A 26,391-nucleotide genomic window follows, 5' to 3' on the forward strand; every position below is an offset into this window, starting at 1 on the left:
GCTCGCTCACACATTTGATCGGTGTCGAACACGAATATTGTGTTCACCCAAGATCCACTGTGGGAGCGAGCCTGCTCGCGAAGGCGTCGGCCGCTACACCGCTAAACCGGCGTCTTGTAAGCCTCCTCCCGCTGCACCGCCCGCGCCTGAATAACATCCAGAATCGCACAGCCCTCGCGCATCAACAGATGCACCGCGCTGGTCACCCGCGTCAGATCACAATCGGAAATGCCCTTGAGATTAAGACTGGCAAAGGTGTCGGCCAGATCGCGCACGACCACAAACCGGTGCATCGCACAGGCGGCCATGTCGCTGAGTTCTGAGTGGGTGTTGAGGAAGAGCACCGGGGATTCGGCGTCGTAGGTGTCGATGGGGAGGAAGCGGGGCATTACTTGGTCGGTCATAGAGTTCACTCCAAAAGGGTCAGGTTCTGTATTCGACCGGCCAAGATCGTTGCAGAGTTTTCTGCGAGCCGAGACTATAAGAGCCGCGTTTAACGGCCGCAATGAGCGCTTCTGTCGGACTTTTCGGTATTTTTTGTGCGCCGTTCGCGACTTCCATTTTTCCCACAAAAGCCCCTCACCCTAGCCCTCTCCCAGAGGGAGAGGGGACTGATTGGGGGATGCTTGGGAGCTACGCCGACTTGTGACACCGCGCTGAATCCGATTTTGAATTCAAATGGATCTTTCAGGTCGCCGTATTCATCACAAACAACACGGTCAGTCCCCTCTCCCTCCAGGAAAGAGAACTATTGGGGGATGCTCGGGAGCTACGCCGACTTGTGACACTGCGCTGAATCCGATTTTGAATTCAAATGGATCTTTCAGGTCGCCGTATTCATCACAAACAACGCGGTCAGTCCCCTCTCCCTACAGGAAAGAGAACTATTGGAGGATGCTCGGGAGCTACGCCGACTTGTGACACTGCGCTGAATCCGATTTTGAGTTCAAATGGATCTTTCAGGTCGCCGTGTTAATCACAAACAACACGGTCAGTCCCCTCTCCCTCCAGGAAAGAGAACTATTGGGGGATGCTCGGGAGCTACGCCGACTTGTGACACTGCGCTGAATCCGATTTTGAATTCAAATGGATCTTTCAGGTCGCCGTGTTAATCACAAACAACACGGTCAGTCCTCTCCCGGAGGAGAGGGAACTGATTGGGGGTTGCTCTGGATCTACGCCGACGTGAGAGACCGCATTGAATGCAAATTTGCATTCAACTTGATCTGCCGGTTGCCACATGGATCACAAACAACGCGGTCAGTCCCCTCTCCCTCTGGGAGAGGGTTAGGGTGAGGGCAAATGCACCTGACACCCCACCCGCATCAGTCACACCACAAACCCACTCACCGCGGCTTGGCCAACTCCATAATCATCCGCGACAACAGATAAATCCGCGGCGCCACGCTCGCCACTTCGGCGTACTCCTCCGGCGTGTGAATATTACCGCCGACAATCCCGAAACCATCCAGTGTCGGCGTCCCCATCCCGGCCGACAGGCTGGCATCCGCCGCGCCACCGCTGCCCTCCTCGGTCAGTTTGCGGCCGATCTCGCCGTAAATCCTCTGGGCCATCGCCATCAGGCGATCCGACTCGGGCGTCTGCGGCATTGGCGGCAAACCGCGCTGGAGTGAAGTCTTCACTTCGGTGTCAGCAATCAACTTGTCCTGCGACACCCGGGCCAGATCCTTCTCGATCCGGTCGAACTCTTCCGGGACCGCCGCGCGCACGTCAGCCTTGGCCGTGGCCTGATCCGGGATCACGTTGGTGCGGTCACCGGCCTTGAGCACGGTGAAGTTGATGGTGGTTTTCTTCGCCTCATCGCCGAGTTTGCCCAGTTGCAGAATCTGGTGCGCGGCTTCCATCGCCGCGTTACGCCCCAGTTCCGGGGCGACGCCGGCGTGCGCGGCTTTGCCCTTGACCTCGACCAGCGCCGTCGCGCTGCCCTTGCGCCATACCACCAGGCCATCCGCCGGCCGCCCCGGTTCGAGATTGAGGGTCACGTCGTGTGCTTTGGCAGTTTTTTTGATCAGGTCGGTGGCGACGTCCGAGCCGGTTTCTTCGCTGGCATCGAGCAGGAAGGTGATTTGCGCGTAATCCTTGAAGTCGAGGTTCTTCAGCACTTTCAGCGCATAGATCCCGGCGACAATGCCGCCCTTGTCGTCCATCACCCCCGGCCCGTAGGCGCGACCGTCCTTGATGTGGAACGGCCGTTCGGCGGCGGAGCCTTCCTTGAACACCGTGTCCATGTGCGCCATCAGCAGGATCTTTGCCTTGCCGGTGCCCTTCAGGGTAGCGAGCACGTGACTGGATTTTTCCGGGGTGTTCGGCACCCGTTCGATCGTGGCGCCAAGCTTCTTCAGCTCATCGACGGCAATGTCGCTGACTTGCTTGAGCCCCGGCTCGTAGCCGGAGCCGGAGTCGATATTGACCAGACGTTCCAACAGTTTCAGGGCTTCGGGCTGGTATTGCTCGGCGTCGGCGAGCACCTGTTTGTGCGGTTCGGCGGACGCCACGGCGGCCGAGAGCGTGAGAGACAGGCCGAGGCTGGCGGCCAGCAGAGAGCGGGAAAATGAGCACGTCATGAATCAATCCTTGTTTCGCGTCGGGGGTGGATTGAAACCGTACCCGACATTGACGCAAGGCTCTACACCCAATACGACGCTGACTTGGCCGACCGCACCCGAAACCTGTGGCCGCTAGCTGGCCTGCCAGCGTCTACAGGATCAGTCGCAAGCGGCTCAGACCGAGTCGAGCTGCGGTTGCTTCGGCAGGCTCTCGCAATTGCAGATCACCCGATTGCGGCCACTGGCCTTGGCTTCATACAAGGCCTGATCGGCATCATTGAGCCACCGCGTCGCGTCGGCATGCGCGGGATCGTACGCCGCCAGGCCGATACTCAAACTGACCTTCAACGCCGGGTTCTGCTCATAGCCAAGAACGGCAAAGCGCTCGCGCAGCGCCTCCATGGCTTGCGCCGCGTTGAACAGCGGCAGCTCCGGAAGAATCACGCAGAACTCGTCCCCGCCGTAGCGCCCGGCGACATCGGTGGCGCGCAGGTTCTGCTTGAGCATCTTGCTCAACTGGCGCAGCACGATGTCACCGGCGACATGCCCGTAGGTGTCATTGATCGCCTTGAAATGGTCGATGTCGATCAGCGCGATCGCCGCGCCCTGTTTCTGCCGTTTGCAACGCTGAAAAGCGATCTCCAGTTGATCCTTCCAGGCGCCGTGATTGAGCAGTCCGGTGAGGCTGTCAGTACGACTCAGCGCGAGCAACTCACGTTTATGCAGGCCGAGGGTGTAGGCCTGGCGAAAACAGATCCAGCCCAGTGCCAACGGGTACAGCAGCAATAACGGGAAACACGCGTACATCTGCGCGGGTGAGGTTTGCGGAATGAATGCCGGCGCGAAAACCACCAGGCCGACGGCGACCCCGAGCAACTGCGCCGCGGAGCCCGCCAATAGAAAGCGTGATCCTCCGATAGCGACGTTGTTCATCGCCATCATCGAAATGGTCGTTGCCGTGGGCAGCGGATTGAAATGCATGGCAGCGACCCAGAAGCCGCCAAGAAAGGCGTCGATCAACAGGTTGCGGTGTTCGGCGTGGAAAGGCACCTCGGCGCGGCGCGCCCATTGAAAGGCCAGATGCGGCCAGATCAGGCCATTGAACAGCATCAACGCCCAGACCCACAGCGGCGGATCGAGGGCTTGCATCGCCACGGACACGCAGAGAAGCCCAAGCAACAGCCCGAGGATTCGCGACGTGTAAAGCCTCCTGGCCAATGAAAGTCCCTTTCCTCCCGTTTTTCCCATAAGGGCCTCGACCACTCGACGGAACCTGCACACCGTAGGACGGATGTGTTGGGAGTCTATCAGGGCAACGTTAAATAGCCATCACCGGCCAGCGGGCTGAATAGAGCGACATTACCGCTGCGCACAGTGCAAATATTTGGCTATACATGAAAGGAGGAAAACGAAAAAACAACTATAAGAAGGAGCCCCATGCACACCTACCACGTGTTGATCATCGGCAGCGGTTTCGGCGGCCAGTGCGCGGCGGTCAACCTGCTCAAGGCCGGGATCGACGATTTTCGCCTGCTGGAGCGCCGGGACTTCTTCGGCGGCACCTGGTGTCAGAACACCTACCCCGGCGCCGCGGTGGACGTGCCATCGCCGCTGTATTCGCTGTCGTTCGCCTCTTACCGCTGGTCGCAGATGTTCGCCGAACAGGCCGAGCTGCACCGCTACACCGAGCACGTGATCGACCGGTTCGGCCTGCGCGAGCGGGTGGAGCTGCAAGCCAATGTCGAGCGTGTCGAATGGGACGACGAGCAAAAACGCTGGGCCGTTCATACCGGCGCCAAAGGCACGTTCCATGCGCAATTCCTCATCAACGCGACCGGCCCGCTGAGCCAACCGGTGATCCCACAGATCCCCGGCCAGGAGCGCTTTCAGGGCAAGACCTTTCACACCAATAATTGGGATCATGACTACGACTATCGCGGTAAACGCGTGGCCATCGTCGGCAGCGGCGCCAGCGCGGTGCAGGTGATTCCGGCGATTGCCCCCGACGTCGCGCAACTGCACGTGTTCCAGCGCACGCCGCATTGGGTGCTGCCTCGCGCCGATCGTCTGTTCGGGCCGCTGCAACGCTGGCTGCTGGGTGTGAAACCGGCCTACAAGCTGTTGCGCTGGTTGATCTACTGGCAGTTCGAAACGCGGGTGATCGCGTTCAAATATTCGAGACCGGCCATCCGCATGGTCCAGCGTCAGGCCTTGCGTCTGCTGGAACGCCAGGTGCGCGACCCGGCGCTGCGGAAAAAGCTCACACCGGACTTCACCATCGGCTGCAAACGCGTGCTGCTGTCCAACACCTATTACCCGGCGTTGACCCGGCCCAACGTGACGCTGCACACCCGTGAACAAGGCATCACTTCGCTCGACGAGCGCGGCATCAACACGCAGGACGGCCAGCACATCGAGGTCGATCTGATCATCTGGTCGACCGGTTACGACGCCACCGACGGGGTGATTTCCTACCCGGTCAGCGGAAAAAACGCCGTGCAACTCAGAGATGTCTGGGCCCAATACCCACGCGCCTACCTCGGCACCAGCCTGCCCGACTTTCCCAATCTGTTTATCGTCACCGGGCCGAACACCGGCATCGGCCACACCTCGGCGCTGTTCATCATCGAGTCGCAGATGAACTACATCCTCGACTGCATCCGCACCGTGCAAGCCAAAGGCCTGCGCAGCATCGAAGTGCGCCCGGAGGCGGAACGTACCTACACTGAGATGATCCACCGGGAAATGGAACGCACGGTGTGGAAGTCTGGTGGCTGCCACAGTTGGTATCAAAGCAAGAGCGGTCATGTGATCGCAATGTTTCCCGGCTTCAGTTTCAGCTATCACCGCTTGACCCGGGCGCTGAAACCGGCCGACCACATTCTGTCCTGAACACGTAAAAGGAAGACGTCGATGCTTTTGCTGTTTGTCGCCCTAGCGGTTTTCGTGGCCTGGAGCTGGTTGAGTTATCCGGCGGTCGGTCATTGGCTGTATGACCTGAACATGGCCGTCGAGGCCAAACTGTACAAGCTGCACAAGATCGAAGTGCCGATCGCCGAGATGACCGTTTCGACCTGGCAAGGCGGGCCCTATGAAGCGGCCAGCACGATCCTAATGCTGCACGGCTATAGCGCCGACAAGAATCTGTGGCTGCGCTTCTCCCGGCACTTCGTGCGCCAGTATCGGGTGATCATTCCGGATCTGGCCGGCCACGGTGAAACCGGCTTCAAGGCTGGCGGCGGCTACGACATCGCGGTGCAAGCCAAGCGCATGATCCAACTGCTCGATGTCTGCGGCGTGGAGAAAGTCCATGTAATCGGCAACTCGATGGGCGGTTACATCGCGGCGTGGCTGGCGGCAACTTACCCGGACCGGATCGCCTCGCTGGCGTTGATCGACCCGGCCGGCGTCACGGCCCCGGAGGCCAGCGACATGGAGCGCCACCTGGCCCGAGGGCACAACCCGTTCCTGATCAATTCCCGGGAGGACTTCCAGCGTTTTTACGCGATGACCATGGCGTCGCCGCCGTGGGTGCCGAAGCTGGTGCTGGATGCCATTGCTCAGCGCTACGAACAGCAACGCGATGAACTGGAGGAGATCTTCCGCGATTTCCGCGCCAGTGAACCGATGGAGCCGAAACTGGCTGACATCAAATGTCCGTCTCTGCTGCTCTGGGGGCGCAAGGACCGGCTGATCGACGTCAGCAGTGTGCCGGTGTGGAGCAAGGGCATCGCCAATCTGCGCGTGGAGGTGTGGGATCACGTCGGGCATATGCCGATGGTCGAACAACCGGGGAACACCGCGCGGTTGTATCGGGAATTCCTCGGCAACCAACGATGATCAGCAGGCCCCATCCGCCCTCTGTAGTGAAGGAACGTGCTCCCGCCGGGCTGCGCAGCAGGCCCACAGCTGACGGCGGGTTAAACCCGACAGTCTGTGTTGGCTGGATCAGGCCCGTTTTGCGCCCCAGCGCGAGCAAACGACTTCGCCACAGGGGTGCCCCTCTCTTACAAAGGTTGCGGGACTGAGATGAACATTCTGTATGACGAGCGCCTCGACGGGCCCTTGCCCGAGGTGAACAAGGCCAGGGTTCTCGAAGCCTTGCAACGCGCCGTGCCCGATCTCGACATTCTCTGGCGCGACGACGAACTCAAGCCCTACGAATGCGATGGCCTCTCGGCTTACCGCACCACGCCGATGCTGGTCGCCCTGCCCCGACGTCTCGATCAGGTGCAGAGCCTGCTCAAACTCTGTCATCAGCACCAGGTCCCGGTGGTCGCTCGCGGCGCCGGCACCGGATTGTCCGGCGGCGCCCTGCCGCTGGAAAAAGGCCTGTTGCTGGTGATGGCACGCTTCAACAACATCCTGCACATCGACCCCGCCGCACGTACCGCACGGGTTCAGCCCGGTGTGCGCAATCTGGCGATCTCCCAGGCAGCGGCGCCGTTCGGCCTGTATTACGCGCCGGACCCGTCTTCGCAAATCGCCTGTTCCATCGGTGGCAACGTCGCTGAAAACGCCGGCGGCGTGCATTGCCTGAAATACGGTCTGACCGTGCACAACCTGCTGAAAATCGAAGTGCTGACCATCGAAGGCGAGCGCCTGACACTGGGCAGCGACGCCCTCGATTCAGCGGGTTTCGATTTGCTGGCGCTGTTCACCGGCTCTGAAGGTTTACTGGGCATCATCACCGAAGTCACGGTCAAATTGCTGCCAAAGCCTCAGGTTGCCAAGGTGCTGCTGGCCAGTTTCGACTCGGTGGAAAAGGCCGGCCGTGCGGTGGCCGACATCATCGCGGCGGGGATCATTCCTGGCGGTCTGGAGATGATGGACAACCTGGCGATTCGTGCCGCCGAGGACTTCATCCACGCCGGTTATCCGGTCGATGCCGAAGCCATTCTGTTGTGCGAACTCGACGGCGTCGAAGCCGATGTCCACGACGATTGTCAGCGGGTGCGCGACGTCATGACCGAGGCCGGCGCCATCGAAGTGCGCCAGGCCCGTGACGAGGCCGAGCGCGTGCGCTTCTGGGCCGGGCGCAAGAACGCCTTCCCCGCCATCGGTCGCCTGTCACCGGACTATTACTGCATGGACGGCACCATTCCGCGCCGCGAATTGCCCGGCGTTCTGCAAGGGATCGCGCGCCTCGGCGAAGAATATGGCTTGCGCGTGGCCAACGTGTTCCATGCCGGCGACGGCAACATGCATCCGCTGATTCTGTTCGATGCCAACCAGCCGGGGGAACTGCACCGCGCCGAAGCCCTAGGCGGGAAAATTCTCGAACTGTGCGTGCAGGTCGGCGGCAGCATCACGGGTGAACACGGCGTCGGCCGCGAAAAAATCAATCAGATGTGCGCACAGTTCAACAGCGACGAACTGAGCCTGTTCCACGCCGTAAAAGCCGCGTTCGATCCACAGGGCCTGCTCAATCCCGGCAAGAACATTCCGACCCTGCATCGCTGTGCCGAATTCGGAGCGATGCATATTCACGCCGGGCAACTGCCCTTCCCCGAGCTGGAGCGCTTCTGATGGCTGACTTCGATGCCGCCAATGCGTTGCTCGAACAGGTCAACGAGGCCCGGGCCAACGCCACGCCGCTGAAAATTCAGGGTGCTAACAGCAAAGCCTTTCTCGGGCGCGAAGTGGCCGGTGAAGTGCTCGACACCCGCGCCCATCGCGGCATCGTGCGTTATGAGCCGACCGAACTGGTGGTCAGCGTGCGCGCCGGTACGCCGTTGTCGGAACTGCTCGCGGCACTGGAAGCGGCCGGGCAGATGTTGCCCTGCGAACCTCCGGCGTTCGGCGAAGGCGCGACGGTCGGCGGCATGATCGCCACCGGGTTGTCCGGGCCGCGACGCCCCTGGTCCGGCTCGGTGCGGGATTTTGTCCTCGGCACCCGGGTGATCACCGGCCTCGGCCAGCACCTGCGCTTTGGCGGCGAAGTGATGAAAAACGTCGCCGGTTATGACCTGTCACGCCTGATGGCCGGCAGTTTCGGTTGCCTTGGCGTGCTCACCGAAGTCTCGCTGAAAGTCCTGCCCAAACCGCGCCAGTGCTTGAGCATCCGCCTCGATATCGACTGCGCGCGGGCGCTGGCCAATCTGGCCGAATGGGGCCAGCAACCGCTGCCGATCAGCGCCGCCTGCCACGATGGCGAGAGTCTTTATCTGCGTCTTGAAGGCGGTGAAGGTTCGGTGACGGCGGCGCATCAACGCCTCGGTGGCGAGCCACTGGATTCGGTGTTCTGGTGCGATCTGAATGAACAACGCCTGGCGTTTTTCAACGAAGGCCTGCCGCTGTGGCGCGTGTCCTTGCCGAACAATCTCGGCCCGCTGGAGCTGCCCGGCGAACAACTGATCGACTGGGCCGGGGCGCAACGCTGGCTGAAATCCGACGTCGAGCACATTCATGTCCTCGCCCAGGCACTCGGCGGCCACGCGACGTGCTTCAGCCACGGCGCCAGCGAGTCGCCTTTCCAGCCATTGGCCCCGACACTGCTGCGCTATCACCGGCAACTCAAGGCGCAACTCGACCCGCAAGGGCTGTTCAACCCTGGCCGGATGTACGCGGAGTTCTAGCCATGCAAACCACCCTCAGCGAACAGTCCCGACAGCTGCCCCGCGCCGCCGAGGCGGAAAAAATCCTCCGCACCTGCGTGCATTGTGGCTTTTGCAACGCCACTTGCCCGACGTATCAATTGCTTGGCGATGAACTCGACGGCCCGCGCGGGCGCATCTACCTGATCAAACAGGTACTCGAAGGCGCACCGGCCACCGCACAGACGCAACTGCATCTGGACCGCTGCCTGTCGTGCCGCAATTGCGAAACCACCTGCCCGTCCGGTGTCGACTACCACAACCTGCTCGACATCGGTCGCGCGGTGGTCGATCAGGCGGTGCCGCGCCCTGCTGCACAGCGGCTGCTGCGCGAGGGCCTGCGCGCACTGGCACCGAATCCGCGACTGTTCAAAGGCCTGCTACAGGTTGGCAGCACTTTTCGGCCGCTGCTGCCGCGGATCTTTGAAAGCAAGCTGCCGCAGCATCCGCCAACGTCCGGGGTGCGCCCCGCCCCACGGCATGCACGCCGGGTGTTGTTGCTCGAGGGTTGCGTGCAGCCGGGGCTGTCGCCAAACACCAATGACGCCACCGCGCGGGTGCTCGACCGGCTCGGCATCAGCGTCACCCCTGTGGTCGAGGCAGGCTGTTGCGGCGCCCTCGACTATCACCTCGACGCCCAGGCCAAAGGCCTCGACCGCGCCCGGCAGAACATCGACGCCTGGTGGCCGCACCTGCAACACGGCGTCGAAGCCATCGTGCAGACCGCCAGCGGTTGCGGCGCCTTCATCAAGGATTACGGGCATTTGCTGGAAAACGATCCGGCGTACGCGGACAAGGCGCGACTGATCAGCGAACGCACCCTGGATCTGGTGCAGATCCTTGCCGGTGAACCGCTGGAACAGGCCTGTGCCGCCAGCGAACGACGGATCGCCGTGCATTGTCCGTGCACCTTGCAGCACGCGCTGAAACTCGGCGGCGCGGTGGAAGCACTGCTGACGCGCCTCGGGTTCAACCTCACTGCCGTGCCGGACGGTCATTTGTGCTGCGGTTCGGCAGGCACCTATTCGCTGACGCAACCGACAATCGCCCGACAACTGCGCGACAACCGGCTCAACGCATTGGAAAGCGGCCGCCCGCAGTTGATCGTCACCTCCAACATCGGTTGCCAGAGCCATCTGGCCAGCGCCGGTCGTACACCGGTAATACACTGGATCGAACTGGTGGATCAGTCGTTGGCAGAATGAAGTTCGTAGGATTCTTCGTTTGCCCGCGTGCGAGAAGGCTGCGATCTTTTCCCTCATCCATTCCGTGACCGTGGCAGGAATTTTTTTCATGACCGTGCAGCCGTTCATCAGCCCCGACCTGATCCGCCAACGCTTCTCCAAAGCGATGTCCGACATGTACCGCAAAGAAGTGCCGCTGTACGGCGCGCTGATGGAACTGGTGGAGCAGACCAATCGCGATGTGCTTGCACGTCAGCCGGACATCGCCCGGCAGCTCAACAGTAGCGGTGAAATCGAACGGCTGGACATGGAGCGCCATGGCGCCATTCGCGTTGGCACCGCCAGCGAACTGGCCACCCTCGCCCGCCTGTTTGCGGTGATGGGCATGCAACCGGTGGGTTATTACGACCTGACGCCAGCGGGGGTGCCCGTGCATTCCACGGCGTTTCGTGCGGTGCATGAAGAGGCGCTGCAGGTCAGTCCGTTTCGGGTATTTACCTCGTTATTGCGCCTGGAGTTGATTGAGGATCCTGCGTTGCGCGCCTTCGCCGAATCGGTGCTGGCCAAGCGTTCGATCTTCACGGCGGCGGCCTTGCAGTTGATCGAGCTTGCGGAAACCGCCGGTGGCTTGAACGCAACGCAGGCCGAGGAATTTGTCCTGCAGGCTTTGGAGACTTTTCGCTGGCACCACAGTGCCACCGTCAGCGCCGCGCAGTACCAGACGCTGAGCGCCCAGCACCGCTTGATCGCCGACGTGGTGGCGTTCAAAGGTCCGCACATCAATCACCTGACGCCGCGCACCCTGGACATCGACATCGTCCAGGCACAAATGCCGGCGCATGGCATCACGCCCAAAGCGGTGATCGAAGGTCCGCCACGGCGGCAGTGCCCGATCCTGCTGCGCCAGACCAGTTTCAAGGCGCTGGATGAGCCGATCGCCTTCACCGACCAGCCTGAAACCCGTGGCAGCCACAGCGCGCGCTTCGGCGAAATCGAACAGCGTGGCGCGGCGCTGACACCCAAGGGGCGCGCACTGTACGACCGCTTGTTGAATGCCGCCCGCGATGAACTGGGTGACTTCCCCAACGAAGGCAATGCCGCACGCTACAACGCGCTGATGACCCGGCACTTTGCCGAATTTCCTGACAGCGTCGCGGGCATGCGTGAACAGGGGCTGGCGTACTTTCGTTATTTCCCGACGGCAAAAGGCCTGGCGGCGAGCGGGCTGGGCGAGGTTTCACTGGAGGATTTGCTGCGCGAGGACTATGTGAAAGCGGAGCCGCTGGTGTACGAAGATTTCTTGCCGGTGAGCGCGGCGGGGATTTTTCAGTCGAACCTCGGTGATGCCGCGCAGGCACACTACCGCGAACACTCCAATCGCCAGGCTTTCGAGCAGGCGCTAGGGCGTTCGACCCTTGATGAGTTGGGGTTGTATGCCGAGACGCAGCAGCGTTCGCTCGAGGATTGCGAGAAAGCGCTGGCTGTGAAGCTGATCTGAGTACCCGGAAAAATCTTGTGGTGAGAGGGTTTATCCCTTCGCGCCAGAGCGATTCAGCGTAATCCTAACTGCGCAAGAAGTTGCGCACTGACGGGGGATTTTTCGCGGCCGATCTCGCTACAGCCCTTGATCTACAAGGGCTGTGGACGAGTGCGCAAGAAGTTGCGCAGTACTGCGCAACTTCTTGCGCACTTTTGCGCCCCCCCGCTCGTAGAACGCCTCCAAAATCGCCGACCAAAGCGTTTTCACCCCGAGCCTCCGGGGGTCTCGCAAAACCTGGCACGCTCCTTGATAACACTCAGGCACCCACCGGGCGATTTCGCCTCCCGGGCACCTTAAATTATTCCGCAAGGAGAGCACCCCATGGCAACACCAGCGTACATGTCGGTTACCGGCGAAAAACAAGGCCTGATCACTGCCGGCGCTTTCACCGCCGACTCCGTTGGCAACACCTACCAGGAAGGCCACGAAGACCAGGTTATGGTTCAGGCTTTCACCCACGACGTGATCATCCCGCGTGACCCACAATCCGGTCAGCCAACCGGTCAGCGCGTTCACAAGCCAGTTGTGATCACCAAGGTCTACGACAAGGCTTCGCCTCTGCTGCAAGCCGCTCTGACCTCCGGCGAGCGCATGAGCGAAATCGTTATCCAGTGGTACCGCACTTCTGCTCAAGGTACTCAAGAGCACTACTACACCACCAAACTGGAAGACGCGATCATCGTCGCCATCAACAACAAAATGCACAACTGCCAGGATCCAGGCAACGCGCACTTCACCCACCTGGAAGAAGTGCAGTTCACCTACCGCAAAATCACCTGGACCCACGAAGTATCCGGTACTTCGGGTTCCGATGACTGGCGTGCTCCAGTCGTTTAATTACGGCTGATCGTTACAAGCATCGACCAGCCCTGCTGGTCGATGTTGTTTACGCCCCTCCAGAATTTCGCGTACGTTGAGCCGCTTTGCGGTCGTCGACGAGCGCCGCTGTACAGCACGAGGAACAAGGGATGTTCGCGCCGGCCAATGAAACCCACTTTGCCCTGACCATCGAAGGGCTCTCTGCCGATTTTCAGGTATTTACCCTGACCGGCCGGGAAGCCATCAGCCAGCCTTTTGTGTTCGAGGTGGAGCTGGTCAGTGAGCAGCCGTCGCTGGACCTCGAAACCCTGCTGCACAAACCGGCCTTCCTGCAACTGTCGCCCGATGGCAGCGGCATTCACGGCCAGATCTATCGCGCCGCCCAGGGCGATTCCGGCAAACGCCTGACCCGTTATTCGGTGACCCTGCGCCCGCAACTGTCGTACCTGGCGCATCGCGTCAACCAGCGCATCTTCCAGAACCTCAGCGTGCCGAAAATCATCGGCATGGTCCTCGAAGAGCACGGCATTCAAAGCAACGCCTACGAATTCAAGACCGGTTCAATCTATCCCGAGCGCATCTACTGCGTGCAATACGATGAATCGGACCTGCATTTCATCCAGCGCCTGTGCGAGGAAGAAGGTATTCACTACCACTTCCAGCACAGCGCCACGGCGCACAAGCTCGTCTTCGGCGATGACCAGACGGTGTTCCCGAAACTCAAGCCTGTGGCCTACCAGCAAGACTCCGGCATGGTCGCCAGCAACCCGGTGATCAAGCGTTTCGACCTGCGCCTGGAAACCCGCACCAGCCGCACCACCCGCCGCGACTACGACTTCGAAAAACCACGCATCACCCTCGAAAGCGAAAACCGCGGCGACGCCCTGCCCGACCTCGAAGACTACGACTATCCCGGTCGTTTCATCGACCGCGAGCGCGGCAAGCACTTGGCCAAACGCGCCCTCGAACGTCACCGCAGCGACTTTCAGCTCGCCGAAGGCAAGAGCGATCAGCCACTGCTGGTCAGCGGCCATTTCCTCGCCCTGACCGAGCACCCGAAGGCCAAGTGGAACGACCTGTGGCTGCTCACCGAAGTCCTGCATGAAGGTAAGCAACCGCAAGTGCTCGAAGAGTCGGTGACCAGCGACACCACCGCACTCAAAGACGATTTCCACCAGGGCTACCGCAACCGCTTCCAGGCGACCCCGTGGGACGTGCCCAACCGCCCACCGCTGCGCCACCCGAAACCGCGCATCCTCGGCAGCCAGAGCGCCGTGGTCACCGGCCCGAAAGGCGAAGAGATCCATTGCGACCAGTACGGCCGCGTCAAAGTCCAGTTCCACTGGGACCGCGAAGGCCAGGCCGACGACAAGACCAGTTGCTGGCTGCGCGTCTCCAGCGCCTGGGCCGGCGCCCAGTACGGCGGCATCGCCATCCCGCGCATCGGCATGGAAGTGCTGGTCACCTTCCTTGAAGGCGACCCCGATCAACCGCTGATCAGCGGCTGCCTGTACCACAAGGAAAACACCGTCCCGTACGCGCTGCCGGCGAACAAGACCCGCAGCACCTTCAAGACCCTCAGCTCGATGGGCGGAGGCGGCTACAACGAACTGCGCATCGAAGACAAAAAAGGTCAGGAGCAGATCTACCTGCACGCCCAGCGCGACTGGGACGAGAACATCGAGCACGACCAGAAAATCCGCGTCGGCAACGAACGCCACGACACCGTCGAAAAGAACAGCTACAGCGAGTTCAAGGCCGAAGAACACCACACGGTTTATGCCGATCGTAAAGTCGAAGCCCGCGCCAACGACCACCTCACCGTAGGCGTGAATCAGCACATCAAGATCGGCACCGGCCAGTTCATCGACGCGGGCCAGGAAATCCACCTCAGCAGCGGCATGAAAGTGGTGATGGAAGCCGGCAGCGAACTGACCCTGATCGGCGGCGGCAGCTTCATCAAGATCGACGCCGGCGGCGTGACCATGAGCGGCCCGGTGATCAACATGAACTCCGGCGGCAGCCCCGGCAGCGGCACCGGCGCCGCCCCGCTGATGCCCGGCATCCTCAAACAAGCCGACGCCGACAAGGCCGGCCAAGTCCTGACCCCGGCCCAGATCAACACCCTCAAACGCAACGCGCCGTTCTGCGAAGAATGCGAAAAATGCAAGGCAGGTGCCTGTGCCATCTGATCGAATTACGCCCAAGGACTGGCTGGCACAACAGCCGTTGCGTAGTGGCGAGCGCCTGTATTTGGTCATCAGTGCGGCGAGCGATGCCGAGCCGCTCAAGCCCTTCTATCAGCAAGATGCCGCACCACAACTGCAGCCTATTTGGAGTGGAACGCCTTACGCCGATTGGCTTCCCGTAATGCCGTATCTCGCCGAGATCAGCCCCAATGCCAGTTTTTTGCAATGGATTACTGAAACCGATGCACTGGATTGGGGTTGGCTAGCGGTATCCACCAGCGCGCCGGAAACGGTGCTGGAGCATTTGCGCAGCCTGACCCAGGTAAAAATGCCAGACGCTACTGAAGTGTTTTTCAGGTTCTGGGATGGTCGACATTTTCATCCGATCATCGAAGGGTTAGGTGCTACGGCAGGTGAATTACTGCCGGTTTTCCAACGCTACCTGATTAACGGACAGACGCTCGAAGTCGGCAGAAGAGCAGTACCTCCCGCAAAAGAGTGGCCCTGGTGGGATATTCCCCAAACGCTATTGGATGCTCTCGCGAAGAAGGACCACACCACCGTCGTCGAGAACCTGATGCAGTGGCTATCAGAAGATTGCCCAGAATTGTACTTCGAATTCCCCGAAGCCAACTTGCGCAGAAAGGTTGAGCGCTTCGTGCGCCAGAACCCAAACACAGAAGATATGGCAGAGCGTCTCGCCGCAGAGCTGACAAAGGAAGTCACGTCATGAATACCCCGATTGGTACCCTGGTCCTGCGTGTGCTGGACGCCAAAGCGCCTGACGTGAACCTGATCCTCAAAGACTTCAAAAACTGCCTGAGTGATTACAAGGAATGGGCGGACGGTTTCTGGACTGGCTGGGCGCTGGACGTCGACCAGACCTTCAAGGTCGGCAACGAAGTCAGCATCACTGAACGGAAAACCGAAACAGGTGCGGTAAAGACCTATGCCACTTGCCCGTTGGTAGGTGACTTCACGCTGATTCATATGTTCGAGTCGGCGCGCTTCGTGCCGATTGGCAATACGCCGGTAAAACTTGAGCCAGTCACCAAAGGTACCTTTTACGACGACGTTACCGGCCCGGTCATCGAAACCATGATCGGCCCGAGCGGTATCAAAGTGATCGAGGGGGCCAAGAAGGGCCAGACCTATCGCATTACGTTTTTCCCCAACGTATCCCAGAATGACGTCAAAGCGCTCTATAACTCCTATCAAGGCGTTATCAGCAAGCTTGATGGCTGGTTGCAGAGCGAATGGTCAAGCAAGTTTCAGCCGCAATGGGCCAGTTACTCTGCAGCCGATCGCGCCGGACGTTCGGTGATTTTGCTCAAACGCGCCCTGGAGGGGTTTGAAAAGGCTCTGTTGCAGCTGTGGGATGACATCAAAAGCTTGTTCGAGCTACTCGCCAATCCGAGGAAAAATTACGAAAAGCTGAAAAAGTACCTGTCGGACGTCGAGATCGACAAACTCTATGCAGCCTCCAAGGAGTCGATTGCTTCAGGGCTGTTGATCCTCAGCGACGAGCCGCTGATGTTCATCTACGTCTCCGCCATTGTTGCTTGGGTCGGCATGCTACCGCCGCAGGTTGTTGTCGACGTGATGACTGCCATCGCCTCGGAATTCCTGATCAACGTACTGGTGGGCATCTGCCTGACAGGTGGCGCCGGACTGGCCGTGAGAGCGGGCACCAAAGTCCTCTCCACCGTCAAATCCGGAGAAGCCATCAAGTATCTTGAAGACCTCGCGTCTACCTTGATGACACTCAGCAACAAACATGCCCTGCCCGCCCATGCGGAAGTGTCGAAACCAATCATCGCCAGCGCCAAGAATGTGCCGATGAAGCCTGCCAAAACCGCAGCGCTGAAAATCGATGAAGCTACCACTGAAGCGCCAAAAGCTGGCTCGCGCAAGGCTGAACCCAAGAGCCAACTAGAGGGACTGTCTCCCACAAAACAACTGCCTAAAACTGCAGATACTCCGAAACAGGAAGTCAAAGACGCCTCTTCGTTCCCAAGGGACAAGAAAAAGAACCAGTCCACTCTGCAACCCAAAGAAAAAGTCGACGACGTTCCTGATCAGTCCAAGACACCCGATGACAAAAGCGCCACTTGCGCGAAGAAGACCTGCACCAACGGCTGCCCGGTCTCGATGGTTACCGGTGAAGAGCTGCTAACCATTACCGACGGTGAACTCGGTGGCCTGCTGCCATTCAGTTGGACTCGACTCTACCGAACCAGCGCGGCTGAAATCGACTGCGGTCTAGGCTATGGCTGGAGCCACGCCCTCGCTCAACGGGTGGCCATCAATGGCGACGAGGTCGTGTGGACCGATCACGAAAACCGGGTCACCACATTTCCCCTGCCCAGCGTACAACGCCCGGCAATCACCAATAGCCTTTCGGAAGCCGCTATCTTCATTGGCGAAGATCCCTCCGAACTCATACTGACTCAGGCCGGCGAAAAGCCGCTGTTCTATCACTTCCGTTTCAACAGTAAAGGCGCGACGCTGATCGCCATCAGCGACAACTACGCTAATCGCCTGCAGATCACCCGTGACATCCATGGTCGAATCAAGCGCGTGGATAACGGTGCTGGTCGTGCGCTGCTTGTCCGTTACGATCGCAAGCACATTGTCGCCATCGACTATCAGCAATTCATTCCGGCGGACAATCTCGAAGACGCCTGGAACACCGTTCAGACGCTGACCACCTATGAATACGATGGTCACCATCGGTTGATCAAAGCCACAAACGCTCTGGGAGAGTCCGAGCGTTATGCCTACAACGAGCAAAACGTCATTCTTGAGCGGCAACTCGCCGGGGGCGCAAGCTTTTACTGGGAGTGGGAAAAGGAAGGCAAGTCTGCACGTTGCATCCATCACTGGGCCAGTTTCTCTCAGATGGATGCGCACTATGCGTGGGATGACAAAGGCAGCGTCACCGTTACCAACGCCGATGGCAGCGAAGAGGTTTATACCCACGATGACAAGGCTCGACTCGTCGCCAAAGTTGATCCGGACGGTGCAGAACATCTAAAGGCCTATGACGACAAAGGCCGACTGATCGCCGAAAAAGACCCGATGGGGGCGGTCACGGAATATCAGTACAACGAAGCTGGTCGATTGGTCGCGGTGATCCCACCGGAAGACGCACCGACCACCTACGAGTACTACAACGGGTTTGTCCGTGTCGTAAATCGTGGTAACGCCAAATGGATCTACTGGCGTAACGACCAGGGTGACATCACTGAACAAGTCGACCCGGATGGCAACTCTACGCATTACGCCTATGATCGCCAAGGACGCCTGCTGGAGATCCGCCATCCCGACGGCAGCCGCCACCAACTGGGGTGGAACAACCTCGGCCAATTGCTGGAGGAGCGCCTGCCGGACGGCGGTCAGCGCAAGTACCGCTACGATGCGCTCGGTCGCCAGATCACACGTCAGGCTGAAACGGGTGCAATCACCCACTACCAGTGGGATGCGGCTAACCGTCTGGCACAGATCACCCTGCCCGGCGGCGCTACCCGTGCGTTCACCTACAACCCATACGGCCGCGTCACTGCAGAACGCGACGAACTGGGCCGCGTAACCCGTTACGAGTATGCCGATAACCTGCATCTAGTCAGCCGTCGCATCAACCCGAACGGCAGCCAACTGCGCTATCGCTACGATAATTCGCGTCTACTGCTCACCGACATCGAAAACGAACGCGGCGAACACTATCAGCTGGATTACTACTCGAACGGGCTGATCCAACAGGAAACCGGTTTCGACGGACGCCGTACCGCCTACGAGTACGACCTCAACGGCAAACTGCTGAAGAAAACCGAATACGGTGACGACGGCAGTGAGCTGGTGACCGAGTATCAGCGCGATGCCTCTGGTCGCCTGCTGGTCAAAACCCTGCCCGATGGCGAAGAAATCCATTACAGCTACGATGCGTTGGGTCGCCTGGTAAACGTCGACGACGGCCACTGGCCCCTCGCCTATGAGTACGACGTACAAGATCGCCTGATCACTGAGCACCAAGGCTGGGGCACCACGCGTTACGAGTACGATAGCGTCGGCCAACTAAGCCAATGCCGACTCCCTGATGGCAGTACACTCGATTACCGCCACCTCTCCGGCGGTCGGCTGAGCAGCATCGACCTCAACGGCTCACGTCTGACTACGCACCAGTTCAACGCGGGCCGCGAACAGCAGCGTCAACAAGGCGTACTGCTTAGCCAATACCAGTACGACGAACAGGGAAGGCTTCAAGCGCACACCGTAGGTCAGCAGGACCGCAATCTGTTCCATCGCCGCTACGCCTACGATGCAAACGGCAACCTGGCCGGCATCGATGACAGTCGCAAAGGAAACCGCAGCTATCACTACGACCCACTGGATCGTCTGGTCAGCGTTCGCGGCGCCACCCCCGAAACCTTCGCTCATGACCCAGCCGGCAACTTGCTCGGTCAAAACGATCTGCCAACTGCGAACCTCGCCAACGTCAAAGGTAATCGCCTGCTTATGCAAGGCGACCGGCATTACGACTACGACGCCTACGGCAATCTGGCCCGGGAACGCCGTGGTACCGGACAGCAACTGGTCACCGAATACCGCTACGACTGCCAGCATCGCTTGATTGGCGTCACCTTGCCCGGTGGCAGCACCGCAAGCTACAAGTACGACGCCTTTGGCCGTCGCATAGAGAAGACCGTCGATGGCCAGACCACCGAGTTTCTCTGGCAAGGTGAACGCCTGATCGCCGAAAGCGCTGAGAATCGCTATCGCACCTACATCTACGAGCCAGGCAGCTTCCGCCCATTGGCGATGCTCGATGGCGAAGGCCCGCTGAAGGCGACGCCGTTCTATTACCAACTCGACCACCTCGGTACACCTCAGGAACTTACCGACTACAGCGGCGAAATCATGTGGTCGGCGAAATACCGTGCCTATGGCAACCTGGCAGCCTTGGACGTCGCCGAAATCGACAACCCTCTGCGCTTCCAGGGTCAGTATTTCGATGCGGAGACGGGGCTACATTACAATAGGCACCGCTACTACAATCCAAGCACCGGGCGGTTTTTGACGCCGGATCCGATCAAGCTTGCGGGTGGGTTGAACAACTATCAGTATGTGCCTAACCCTACGGGGTGGGTGGATCCTCTGGGGTTAGACAACTGCCCTGGAGCAGATTGCAAAGCCCCAAGCAATACCGCAAATGCAACAAAACCTGATCGAATTCCGATGACTCAATCTGACTATGATGAAGTTATCAATTTAGAACGAGGCAATCGCCCTGGGAGTGCACGCGAGTATTTACCAGAGCAATATGTAAACCTTCACGAAGAAGCTTTTAGGCAGCAGGGTGGTTCATTTGTTGTTATTGATCAGTGGATTGAGCGATCTTCCTATCCGACATTTCCTCCTAGAAAATTTGTAGGCTTACCCTCTGAAATGGATAGTGTGGTAGCGAAATTCAAAGCGAGTGGTGGAGACTGGGAAGTTCTAAACCGAGAACTAAATCTCGGCTCGAACGATCTATCATCAGCTAAAATTTATTTAGTAAAAATAAAACCTGACGATTCACGATTCAAATACGAAATACCAAATGGAAATGAAGCAGGCGCTTATCCTAAAGAATGGGTTCCTGGAGGTGAGACGAAGAGCGGCACAAAAGAGGCAGCTCTTATTGGCTCTGAAAAAATCGACCACGGCGCCGACATGAATAAGCTTCTAAGCCAATTTGACGACTGGGAACAACTTCAATGACAACCAACTTTGAAATAGCTTTGAAAAAGAATGAACTCCCTGACTACTTCAGAGGTAATGGCCAATATTTCACAAGAGACCCCGACTGGGGAACCCAGTTGCATATCATCAATTGGCAAGGACTATGCGGCTATTTAAAATCGCTAGAAAGCTCGATCGAAATATTGAGGAGTGCATTTAGCGTATACTTAAACTCGGTTGAGTTTACAAAAAATGACGCCAGCGACCTGCTTGAAAACATTGGCTGCTATTATTACCTAAGAAATAAATATCCTTTCTTGTCAAAAGATGGATTTGATCTTGTACGCGATGCTGCTGATAGTGAGAAACAGAAAATTTCACATATCATGACCTTTCTGAGAAAAACAATCGAAGCCAACAATGACGTTCAAGACCTTGAACTCTATAATCGCCGCATGAGAAAACTCATTGATGACGGCGGCCCAACCAATATAGAGAGCCTCTAATTCTTTCGACGGAACCCACTGTAAAAAGGTGACCAAGAAAGGGGACAGATTTATTTTCTACACGCTAAGAATAAATCTATCCCCTTTCGCTGTGGAATCCTGATATGAAATTTGACTGGAGTTCTTTTGGGATTGAGCAGGGATCCTCAGTGGATACCAATACGATTTCTCAAGTGGAAAAACTACTTAGCGTAAGTTTTCCAAAGTCATATCTGGACTTGGTCACATATTCCGATGGAGCCTCTCCAGAGATACTTTCATTTCCATATGGAAACGAAGTGACTTGCATAAGCGAATTCTTTTCTTTCTCGCCTGATGTGGCGCCGTATACCATCTCATGGTACTCAGGTGCGGGAAAACCTCTAGGGCTTCTCAAACAAATGATCCCTATAGCAAGGGATGCGGGTGGTTATCTGATTTGCCTAAACTTCAACACACCGTCGGTTGCTGTTGAAATATTTGATCCAAACTCAAGTAAAACCGACTTAATTGCTAACAATTTTGATGATTTTGTTAATTTGTGGACTGAGTAAAACAACGCGCAAAATAGTCAACCTAGGATCGTGTCACCTATCGGAGGTGGTTGATCCTCAATGGAGGATTTCATCAGTCCTCTACTGATCATGATTACAAAGCGTGATGGTTAGACAAAAGGGGACAGATTCTGAGGGATCCCCACAAATCTACTCCAACACCTGCGCCTGTTGATGTACCTCGGCTTGCAAGGCGCGCTCAGGTCTCACCAAGACACAAAAAGAAGACAGATTTATTTTCTACAAACTGAAAATAAATCCACTCCCTTCTCTCCGGAGCGTCATTGAAAATCTTGATGACTGGAAAAAAGCTCAATGAAAACCACCTTTGAAACGGCTTTAGAACTTCATGAAATATCTGACTTTTTTAAAGGCAATGGAAAATATTTTGCCCGCGGCTCCGACTGGGGAGATCATCTCTTCATTAGCAACTGGCAGGAAATGTGCGGAATTTTAAAGCATCAAAAAGCAGCACAAAACCTGCTGACAACTTTATTTGAAAAATATGCAGAATACTTAAAAGAAGATTATTCAGATGCAGAAGGCTTGCTTTCAAACACAAGCGCTTACTACACACTTAAAAACAAAATTGCTTTTCTGTCGAACAAAAATTACGACTTAATTGAGAGCCTTGACGAAAAAAGCAAAAACAACATAGGGAAATTATTCCGTCTCCTTAGACAGTATTACGACATAAAAAACGAACTCTTGTCAAAATACAAATTTAATGATTAGATCAAGCGATTAAAACTCAAAGTCTGTCTAATTGACCTCGAACACCTTTGAGCAAGATATTTGATGCGACTACCTCACACCACCGTACGTTCGATACTTGACCAGTCCTCATGAATAAACATCAGATCACTCTAGCCAATGGATGGACAGCAACCTTTGATAACAACGGTGAATTCCGTATGGGAGCCGAAGGCTGGAGCTTGCTCCTGCAAGGGCCTGACGGCAGAAATATCAATTACTTCGCGGACCAGATCATTTTGGTCAACGATGACGACGGCATCCAGGCAAACTCGTGCATTCGTCTATCCAGCGATGGTGTTTACGGTTATTTGAGCACAGCCGTTGATAGCTGCTGGGTGATCGATTTTTCGCGGGGCATGATCGCCCCACACCGAGTGAGCATCCGTCACTACCATGACATCTACGACGAAAGCGTGGCAGCTTACGAACAACCGGCCTTCAAACGTGCGAGGCAATATATCAGTGTGGTTGGAAGGTACATCTATCTGACCTTCCCGCTGACCAAAGATGAAGACTTCCCCAATATTTGGGAAGAGTATCTGTCGATACGCAAACGCCAACTGGATGAGCTCTATTTCAGGAACTGATCAATGGGCGCCACCGTCAGCGAAGCTGTTTGTGCGCCCTACCCGATCAACTCGTCCATCACGTCGTACTTAACCACCACCCGATTCCGATACAACCTCACCCTCTCCACCAATTCCCCCACCTGTCCCTTCTCCCGCACCTCCCGCCAAATCTCATTCTCCCGGTACACCCGCGCACCCTCCCGCACAAACCGATGCCCTTCCTGAAACACGTGATACCGATACTCCCGTACCTGATCGCACAGCAACTCGCCCTCCAGCTGCGTGTCCCCCACCTTCAACTTCAGCTGAAAGCTCCGATCCGTCGGGTTGTGCAGCACCAGATCAACGTAGTTGTAGAAAATCGCCGCCCCGGACCCGAATGGCAGCACCCGCCCCTCATCCGGAAACGGATCGAAGCTGTGGTTGGAGCGTTCAACCACTACCAGCGGTGAGTGGATCGCCATCCAGTGAATCAGGTTGCTCAGTTGGCAAATGCCACCGCCCACCCCGCGTCGAGCTTCGCCGAAGGACAGTTCCATGCCTTCCACATACCCGCGTTCGCGTGTCGGGCGGCCGACGAGGCGGCAGAAGGAGAAGTGTTCGCCGGGGGCGATGATGACGCCGTCGATGGCGGCGACAGCCAGTTTGAGGTTGATGACTTTGTTGTGTTGCAGGACAAGGTCGGAGTCGCCGAGTTTGCGGATGAGTTTCGAGGTGTGTTTGAGGTAGCGAAATGGCAGGCGCTCGGCCTGCGCGCGAAGGCTTGCGTAGCGTTTGCCGGAGCAGCGCCAGGCGATCTGGCGGAACAGTCTTTTTTGCCACACGCGCAGCCAGTACAGGGCCGGGTGGTAGAGGGAAAGTGGTTTCATCCGTGATACGTCGGCGCTTGCCGTTGCTTCCTTGAGCCGTTGGGCGCGCATTTTAGCGTGTAACGATCTCCGGCACCCGTGGCATTTCCAGGCAAATCGAACGCTTTCAGACACTCGCCGCGCTCAGGAAATCTGCAAATTAAGGTTCGACTAAGGTTGCGTCGCTACCATCGCGTCTCATGAAACCCCTGTCGCCCCATGAACCGCGGATGAGTCCTTCTGATATGAGAGCGTTCGATTTACCAGCCCGGCCACAAGCGAATTTCAGTCTTGTCTTGGTAAATTACAAAACCCCTGACATCACCAGGATGTGTCTTGAGTTATTGCACCCACATGCCAAGGAGCTGCGTATTCCGGTGTGGGTCGTGGACAATGATTCGGCCGATGCCAGTCTTGATTACTTGCGCTCGATTGACTGGATCAATCTGATCGAACGTCCTTCGCCGGGTAAAGAACCCGGCCACATTGCGCACGGTAAAGCGCTGGATCTGGCGCTGGAAAAAGTCGACACCGATTATCTGTTTCTGCTGCACACCGACACCTTTGTCTACGACAAAGAAGTGTTTGCCATGATGATGCGTGAGTGCACAAAAACACCGGACATGGCCGCAGTCGGTTGTGTCGAGCAACTCAATCGCGGAATTGTTCGTGACACCTGGCGTTTAACTTCGCGCTTCTGCAAGCACTATGTTCGTAAAGCGAAAGTGCGTATGGGCCTGCGTTCGAAACAGCCAAGACCTTACAAAGAAACGCATCTGAAAAGTTTCTGCACGTTGTGGAATGTCCGCTTGATGAAGTCTCAAGGCCTGCACTTTTGTATGGATGATCGAGTGCCCGGTTATACCCTGCAGGACCGGATGGTCGACTTGGGTTACGGCATCAAATTCCTCTCGCCGCGCAAGATTTTCAGCTATCTGGATCACATTCAGGCAGGAACCGTTGCAGCGGCGGGTACCTACGGGGAAAACCACCGGCGCACGAAGATGTATCAGGCCACCCTCAAGCGTCTTCAGAGGGCATAAACCAGAAGACGATGCAAGTGAAGGTTAATTTAAGTCCAATAAAAAAGGGCGACTGCAAAGTCGCCCTTTTTGCTTGCAGAAATTGTATACATCCGCTCCGAAGAGGTGTTCGCCCAGTGTAATGGCCTGGCAATCCATGCACCGGTAAAGAGCCCTGACACTGGGCGAACGGGTTGGATTTTAATAGAAGTTGGCGCTTATGTCCTCATACTTCAATGTAAAAATTATGTACGAACAAGTTAACAGATATTTATCGACGATTTCTTGCTTGAAACTTTCAGGATCGCTAAACCCTATTAATAGTATGACTACTCTAATACAAAAACTGTACAAGAGCAGTCATGTCGTAGAGTTAATACTCAACTTTCGTGTTGACTGGTCACTTTTAATATATCGGTGTAAGTGACGATGACGCTCTGCCCTTCTTTCAAATCTTTCAGCTTGGCTTGAATTTCAGGCTTTTTCACGTCGAGGATTTTCGATTGACCTTGCGGGTTTTGCAGGGTCACCTGATTTTTCTTCAAATCAATTTTGGTGATTTTCAGTTGTACCTGAACCTGACGGAACGCTTCACCGCCCGGATTATCGCTGCCCGGGGCGTTACGCAGCTCGCCGGTATGCTCGACGGTGCCAGGCAGACCTTTATCCACATCGGTGTCGAGGTACGCGGCGACGGAGCGCTGGACTTCAACCTTGACCAGATCGCCGACCTTGAGATTGGCGAGGTTTTTCGCCTTGTCGCTGAGCTGGACATGCACTTGACGACCTTCGGCGCCCTCGAGCACGACCTGGTGCTTGGCAGCGTCAACGGAGATCACTTTGGTCGTGACCTGATCCGCTTCGAGGGTGGCAGACAACGGAATATCGGCGGCCAATGCGCCGAAGCTGGTGGCGGACAGTACGGTGGCGAGGGTGATGGCCTTGGCCAGTGTATGAAGCTTCATAGACGATCCTTTCCCTGTGATGAATGGCAGCACCCGGCGTCGAACCGCGTTCGGCGCCGAATGTGCCCCTGAGCATAGACGCTGTTCAGGGCTTGGCCGTCGTCTGTTGCTTTGCCGTGTCCTGCGCGGTGGACTCGCCGCTCGGTGTGCCTTTGCCGCTGTTCTGGCGCTGTTTGGGATCGGTTGGCCGCAACGCGTCGTTATCGCGCTCGGTTTCTCCTGGTGGCCGGGGCTCGTCGGGGTGTTCGCTGGAGTTGACGGGGTTCATGGCGATTGTCCTCAGGCTTCGGGGTCGTCGAGTTCGCGAGTGACGTTGACCGCGGGGGAATCCTTGTGCAGGTCATCGGCCTTGGCGCGCAGGATCTGCCATTGCTCCAGATCGATCGCGCCTTGGCCCAGCAGGTCGTCGGCGATGCGTTGCAGATCGAAGTAGTGAGCGTCGGGAGATTGCTGCCAGTAGGTCGAGTCGTCGAAAAGGCGCTGCCAAATGCTGAGGTCCGGGGGTTGCAAGTCGTCGCTCATGGCCAATCCTCCACAGGTATTACGGTGTAGAGGCGGCGAAATGAAACGGAGTTC

Annotated in this window: 22 protein-coding genes; 15 read left to right on the top strand and 7 right to left on the bottom strand. The window is 57.4% G+C overall.

The annotated features are described in order from the left end of the window. Nucleotides 1–101: 101 nt before the first annotated feature. The 3 genes from K5Y35_RS24685 to K5Y35_RS24695 all read right to left on the bottom strand — a co-directional run bounded on the left by K5Y35_RS24685 (nt 102) and on the right by K5Y35_RS24695 (nt 3,815). Nucleotides 102–404 carry a hypothetical protein gene (locus tag K5Y35_RS24685; RefSeq protein ID WP_123467568.1) on the bottom strand — a complete coding sequence of 101 codons (303 nt, stop codon included), beginning with the start codon at nt 402–404 and terminating at the stop codon, nt 102–104. Nucleotides 405–1,346: 942 nt separating this feature from the next. After that, nucleotides 1,347–2,585, bottom strand: a complete 1,239-nt coding sequence (locus K5Y35_RS24690) for a M20/M25/M40 family metallo-hydrolase (protein ID WP_222833210.1) — start codon at nt 2,583–2,585, stop codon at nt 1,347–1,349. 156 nt (nt 2,586–2,741) lie between these two features. Beyond that, entirely contained in the window at nt 2,742–3,815 is a 1,074-nt protein-coding gene (locus K5Y35_RS24695; protein WP_123467564.1) for a diguanylate cyclase, read from the bottom strand. 189 nt (nt 3,816–4,004) lie between these two features. Between K5Y35_RS24695 and K5Y35_RS24700 the strand changes: the two genes are divergently transcribed. The 14 genes from K5Y35_RS24700 to K5Y35_RS24765 all read left to right on the top strand — a co-directional run bounded on the left by K5Y35_RS24700 (nt 4,005) and on the right by K5Y35_RS24765 (nt 22,998). Further along, entirely contained in the window at nt 4,005–5,459 is a 1,455-nt protein-coding gene (locus tag K5Y35_RS24700) for a flavin-containing monooxygenase (protein ID WP_222833211.1), read from the top strand. A gap of 21 nt (nt 5,460–5,480) precedes the next feature. Further along, nucleotides 5,481–6,407: an alpha/beta fold hydrolase gene (locus K5Y35_RS24705; RefSeq protein ID WP_222833212.1), complete on the top strand. Its 927-nt coding sequence runs from the start codon at nt 5,481–5,483 to the stop codon at nt 6,405–6,407. A gap of 189 nt (nt 6,408–6,596) precedes the next feature. Further along, a complete protein-coding gene (gene glcD, locus K5Y35_RS24710) occupies nt 6,597–8,096 on the top strand; it encodes a glycolate oxidase subunit GlcD (protein WP_123467558.1) in 1,500 nt (499 codons plus the stop codon). Next, a complete protein-coding gene (gene glcE, locus K5Y35_RS24715) occupies nt 8,096–9,145 on the top strand; it encodes a glycolate oxidase subunit GlcE (protein ID WP_222833213.1) in 1,050 nt (349 codons plus the stop codon). Before glcD ends, glcE begins: the two co-directional genes overlap by 1 nt. Before the next feature lie 2 nt (nt 9,146–9,147). Further along, nucleotides 9,148–10,368: a glycolate oxidase subunit GlcF gene (gene glcF, locus K5Y35_RS24720; protein WP_222833214.1), complete on the top strand. Its 1,221-nt coding sequence runs from the start codon at nt 9,148–9,150 to the stop codon at nt 10,366–10,368. Nucleotides 10,369–10,456: 88 nt separating this feature from the next. Continuing rightward, on the top strand, nt 10,457–11,845 hold the full coding sequence (locus K5Y35_RS24725; RefSeq protein WP_222833215.1) for a VOC family protein: 1,389 nt from the start codon (nt 10,457–10,459) through the stop codon (nt 11,843–11,845). A 363-nt stretch (nt 11,846–12,208) separates the two neighbouring features. Further along, nucleotides 12,209–12,724, top strand: a complete 516-nt coding sequence (locus K5Y35_RS24730) for an Hcp family type VI secretion system effector (RefSeq protein ID WP_007949952.1) — start codon at nt 12,209–12,211, stop codon at nt 12,722–12,724. A gap of 131 nt (nt 12,725–12,855) precedes the next feature. Beyond that, the gene (gene tssI / locus K5Y35_RS24735) at nt 12,856–14,898 is read left to right on the top strand and encodes a type VI secretion system tip protein TssI/VgrG (protein WP_222833216.1); all 2,043 of its coding nucleotides are present in this window, start codon (nt 12,856–12,858) and stop codon (nt 14,896–14,898) included. After that, nucleotides 14,888–15,628 carry a DUF4123 domain-containing protein gene (locus tag K5Y35_RS24740; protein WP_222833217.1) on the top strand — a complete coding sequence of 247 codons (741 nt, stop codon included), beginning with the start codon at nt 14,888–14,890 and terminating at the stop codon, nt 15,626–15,628. The genes tssI and K5Y35_RS24740 overlap by 11 nt, the downstream gene beginning before the upstream one ends. Next, on the top strand, nt 15,625–20,655 hold the full coding sequence (locus K5Y35_RS24745) for an RHS repeat-associated core domain-containing protein (RefSeq protein ID WP_222833218.1): 5,031 nt from the start codon (nt 15,625–15,627) through the stop codon (nt 20,653–20,655). Before K5Y35_RS24740 ends, K5Y35_RS24745 begins: the two co-directional genes overlap by 4 nt. Next, nucleotides 20,652–21,122 (top strand): hypothetical protein, encoded by a 471-nt coding sequence (locus K5Y35_RS24750; protein WP_222833219.1) that lies wholly within the window; start codon nt 20,652–20,654, stop codon nt 21,120–21,122. The genes K5Y35_RS24745 and K5Y35_RS24750 overlap by 4 nt, the downstream gene beginning before the upstream one ends. 104 nt (nt 21,123–21,226) lie before the next feature. Further along, on the top strand, nt 21,227–21,655 hold the full coding sequence (locus K5Y35_RS24755; RefSeq protein WP_222833220.1) for an SMI1/KNR4 family protein: 429 nt from the start codon (nt 21,227–21,229) through the stop codon (nt 21,653–21,655). 315 nt (nt 21,656–21,970) lie between these two features. Then, nucleotides 21,971–22,390, top strand: a complete 420-nt coding sequence (locus K5Y35_RS24760) for a hypothetical protein (RefSeq protein WP_222833221.1) — start codon at nt 21,971–21,973, stop codon at nt 22,388–22,390. A gap of 110 nt (nt 22,391–22,500) precedes the next feature. After that, nucleotides 22,501–22,998, top strand: coding sequence for a hypothetical protein (locus K5Y35_RS24765; protein ID WP_222833222.1), 498 nt, complete (start codon nt 22,501–22,503; stop codon nt 22,996–22,998). A gap of 38 nt (nt 22,999–23,036) precedes the next feature. Here the strand turns inward: K5Y35_RS24765 and K5Y35_RS24770 are convergent, their stop codons facing one another. Next, nucleotides 23,037–23,849, bottom strand: a complete 813-nt coding sequence (locus tag K5Y35_RS24770; protein WP_186747319.1) for a VanW family protein — start codon at nt 23,847–23,849, stop codon at nt 23,037–23,039. A 224-nt stretch (nt 23,850–24,073) separates the two neighbouring features. On the opposite strand from K5Y35_RS24770, the gene K5Y35_RS24775 reads away from it, so the two are divergent. After that, a complete protein-coding gene (locus tag K5Y35_RS24775; RefSeq protein ID WP_222834496.1) occupies nt 24,074–24,871 on the top strand; it encodes a glycosyltransferase family 2 protein in 798 nt (265 codons plus the stop codon). Nucleotides 24,872–25,230: 359 nt separating this feature from the next. Here K5Y35_RS24775 and K5Y35_RS24780 read toward each other — a convergent pair whose 3' ends face one another. The 3 genes from K5Y35_RS24780 to K5Y35_RS24790 all read right to left on the bottom strand — a co-directional run bounded on the left by K5Y35_RS24780 (nt 25,231) and on the right by K5Y35_RS24790 (nt 26,337). Beyond that, the gene (locus K5Y35_RS24780) at nt 25,231–25,815 is read right to left on the bottom strand and encodes a hypothetical protein (protein WP_123467530.1); all 585 of its coding nucleotides are present in this window, start codon (nt 25,813–25,815) and stop codon (nt 25,231–25,233) included. A gap of 85 nt (nt 25,816–25,900) precedes the next feature. Beyond that, entirely contained in the window at nt 25,901–26,083 is a 183-nt protein-coding gene (locus K5Y35_RS24785; RefSeq protein ID WP_123467528.1) for a hypothetical protein, read from the bottom strand. 11 nt (nt 26,084–26,094) lie between these two features. Continuing rightward, the gene (locus tag K5Y35_RS24790) at nt 26,095–26,337 is read right to left on the bottom strand and encodes a hypothetical protein (RefSeq protein WP_128614898.1); all 243 of its coding nucleotides are present in this window, start codon (nt 26,335–26,337) and stop codon (nt 26,095–26,097) included. Between the last annotated feature and the right edge of the window lie 54 nt (nt 26,338–26,391).

The sequence above is a fragment of the Pseudomonas sp. SC3(2021) genome (genome assembly GCF_019856535.1).
GTDB classification, from domain to species: domain Bacteria; phylum Pseudomonadota; class Gammaproteobacteria; order Pseudomonadales; family Pseudomonadaceae; genus Aquipseudomonas; species Aquipseudomonas monsensis.

What these genes read in the sequence shown, in the direction of transcription:
- K5Y35_RS24685 (WP_123467568.1), bottom strand. Translation starts at nt 404, where the DNA reads ATGACCGACCAAGTAATGCCCCGCTTCCTCCCCATCGACACCTACGAC.
- K5Y35_RS24690 (WP_222833210.1), bottom strand. Translation starts at nt 2,585, where the DNA reads ATGACGTGCTCATTTTCCCGCTCTCTGCTGGCCGCCAGCCTCGGCCTG.
- K5Y35_RS24695 (WP_123467564.1), bottom strand. Translation starts at nt 3,815, where the DNA reads ATGGGAAAAACGGGAGGAAAGGGACTTTCATTGGCCAGGAGGCTTTAC.
- K5Y35_RS24700 (WP_222833211.1), top strand. Translation starts at nt 4,005, where the DNA reads ATGCACACCTACCACGTGTTGATCATCGGCAGCGGTTTCGGCGGCCAG.
- K5Y35_RS24705 (WP_222833212.1), top strand. Translation starts at nt 5,481, where the DNA reads ATGCTTTTGCTGTTTGTCGCCCTAGCGGTTTTCGTGGCCTGGAGCTGG.
- glcD (WP_123467558.1), top strand. Translation starts at nt 6,597, where the DNA reads ATGAACATTCTGTATGACGAGCGCCTCGACGGGCCCTTGCCCGAGGTG.
- glcE (WP_222833213.1), top strand. Translation starts at nt 8,096, where the DNA reads ATGGCTGACTTCGATGCCGCCAATGCGTTGCTCGAACAGGTCAACGAG.
- glcF (WP_222833214.1), top strand. Translation starts at nt 9,148, where the DNA reads ATGCAAACCACCCTCAGCGAACAGTCCCGACAGCTGCCCCGCGCCGCC.
- K5Y35_RS24725 (WP_222833215.1), top strand. Translation starts at nt 10,457, where the DNA reads ATGACCGTGCAGCCGTTCATCAGCCCCGACCTGATCCGCCAACGCTTC.
- K5Y35_RS24730 (WP_007949952.1), top strand. Translation starts at nt 12,209, where the DNA reads ATGGCAACACCAGCGTACATGTCGGTTACCGGCGAAAAACAAGGCCTG.
- tssI (WP_222833216.1), top strand. Translation starts at nt 12,856, where the DNA reads ATGTTCGCGCCGGCCAATGAAACCCACTTTGCCCTGACCATCGAAGGG.
- K5Y35_RS24745 (WP_222833218.1), top strand. Translation starts at nt 15,625, where the DNA reads ATGAATACCCCGATTGGTACCCTGGTCCTGCGTGTGCTGGACGCCAAA.
- K5Y35_RS24750 (WP_222833219.1), top strand. Translation starts at nt 20,652, where the DNA reads ATGACAACCAACTTTGAAATAGCTTTGAAAAAGAATGAACTCCCTGAC.
- K5Y35_RS24755 (WP_222833220.1), top strand. Translation starts at nt 21,227, where the DNA reads ATGAAATTTGACTGGAGTTCTTTTGGGATTGAGCAGGGATCCTCAGTG.
- K5Y35_RS24760 (WP_222833221.1), top strand. Translation starts at nt 21,971, where the DNA reads ATGAAAACCACCTTTGAAACGGCTTTAGAACTTCATGAAATATCTGAC.
- K5Y35_RS24765 (WP_222833222.1), top strand. Translation starts at nt 22,501, where the DNA reads ATGAATAAACATCAGATCACTCTAGCCAATGGATGGACAGCAACCTTT.
- K5Y35_RS24770 (WP_186747319.1), bottom strand. Translation starts at nt 23,849, where the DNA reads ATGAAACCACTTTCCCTCTACCACCCGGCCCTGTACTGGCTGCGCGTG.
- K5Y35_RS24775 (WP_222834496.1), top strand. Translation starts at nt 24,074, where the DNA reads ATGAGAGCGTTCGATTTACCAGCCCGGCCACAAGCGAATTTCAGTCTT.
- K5Y35_RS24780 (WP_123467530.1), bottom strand. Translation starts at nt 25,815, where the DNA reads ATGAAGCTTCATACACTGGCCAAGGCCATCACCCTCGCCACCGTACTG.
- K5Y35_RS24785 (WP_123467528.1), bottom strand. Translation starts at nt 26,083, where the DNA reads ATGAACCCCGTCAACTCCAGCGAACACCCCGACGAGCCCCGGCCACCA.
- K5Y35_RS24790 (WP_128614898.1), bottom strand. Translation starts at nt 26,337, where the DNA reads ATGAGCGACGACTTGCAACCCCCGGACCTCAGCATTTGGCAGCGCCTT.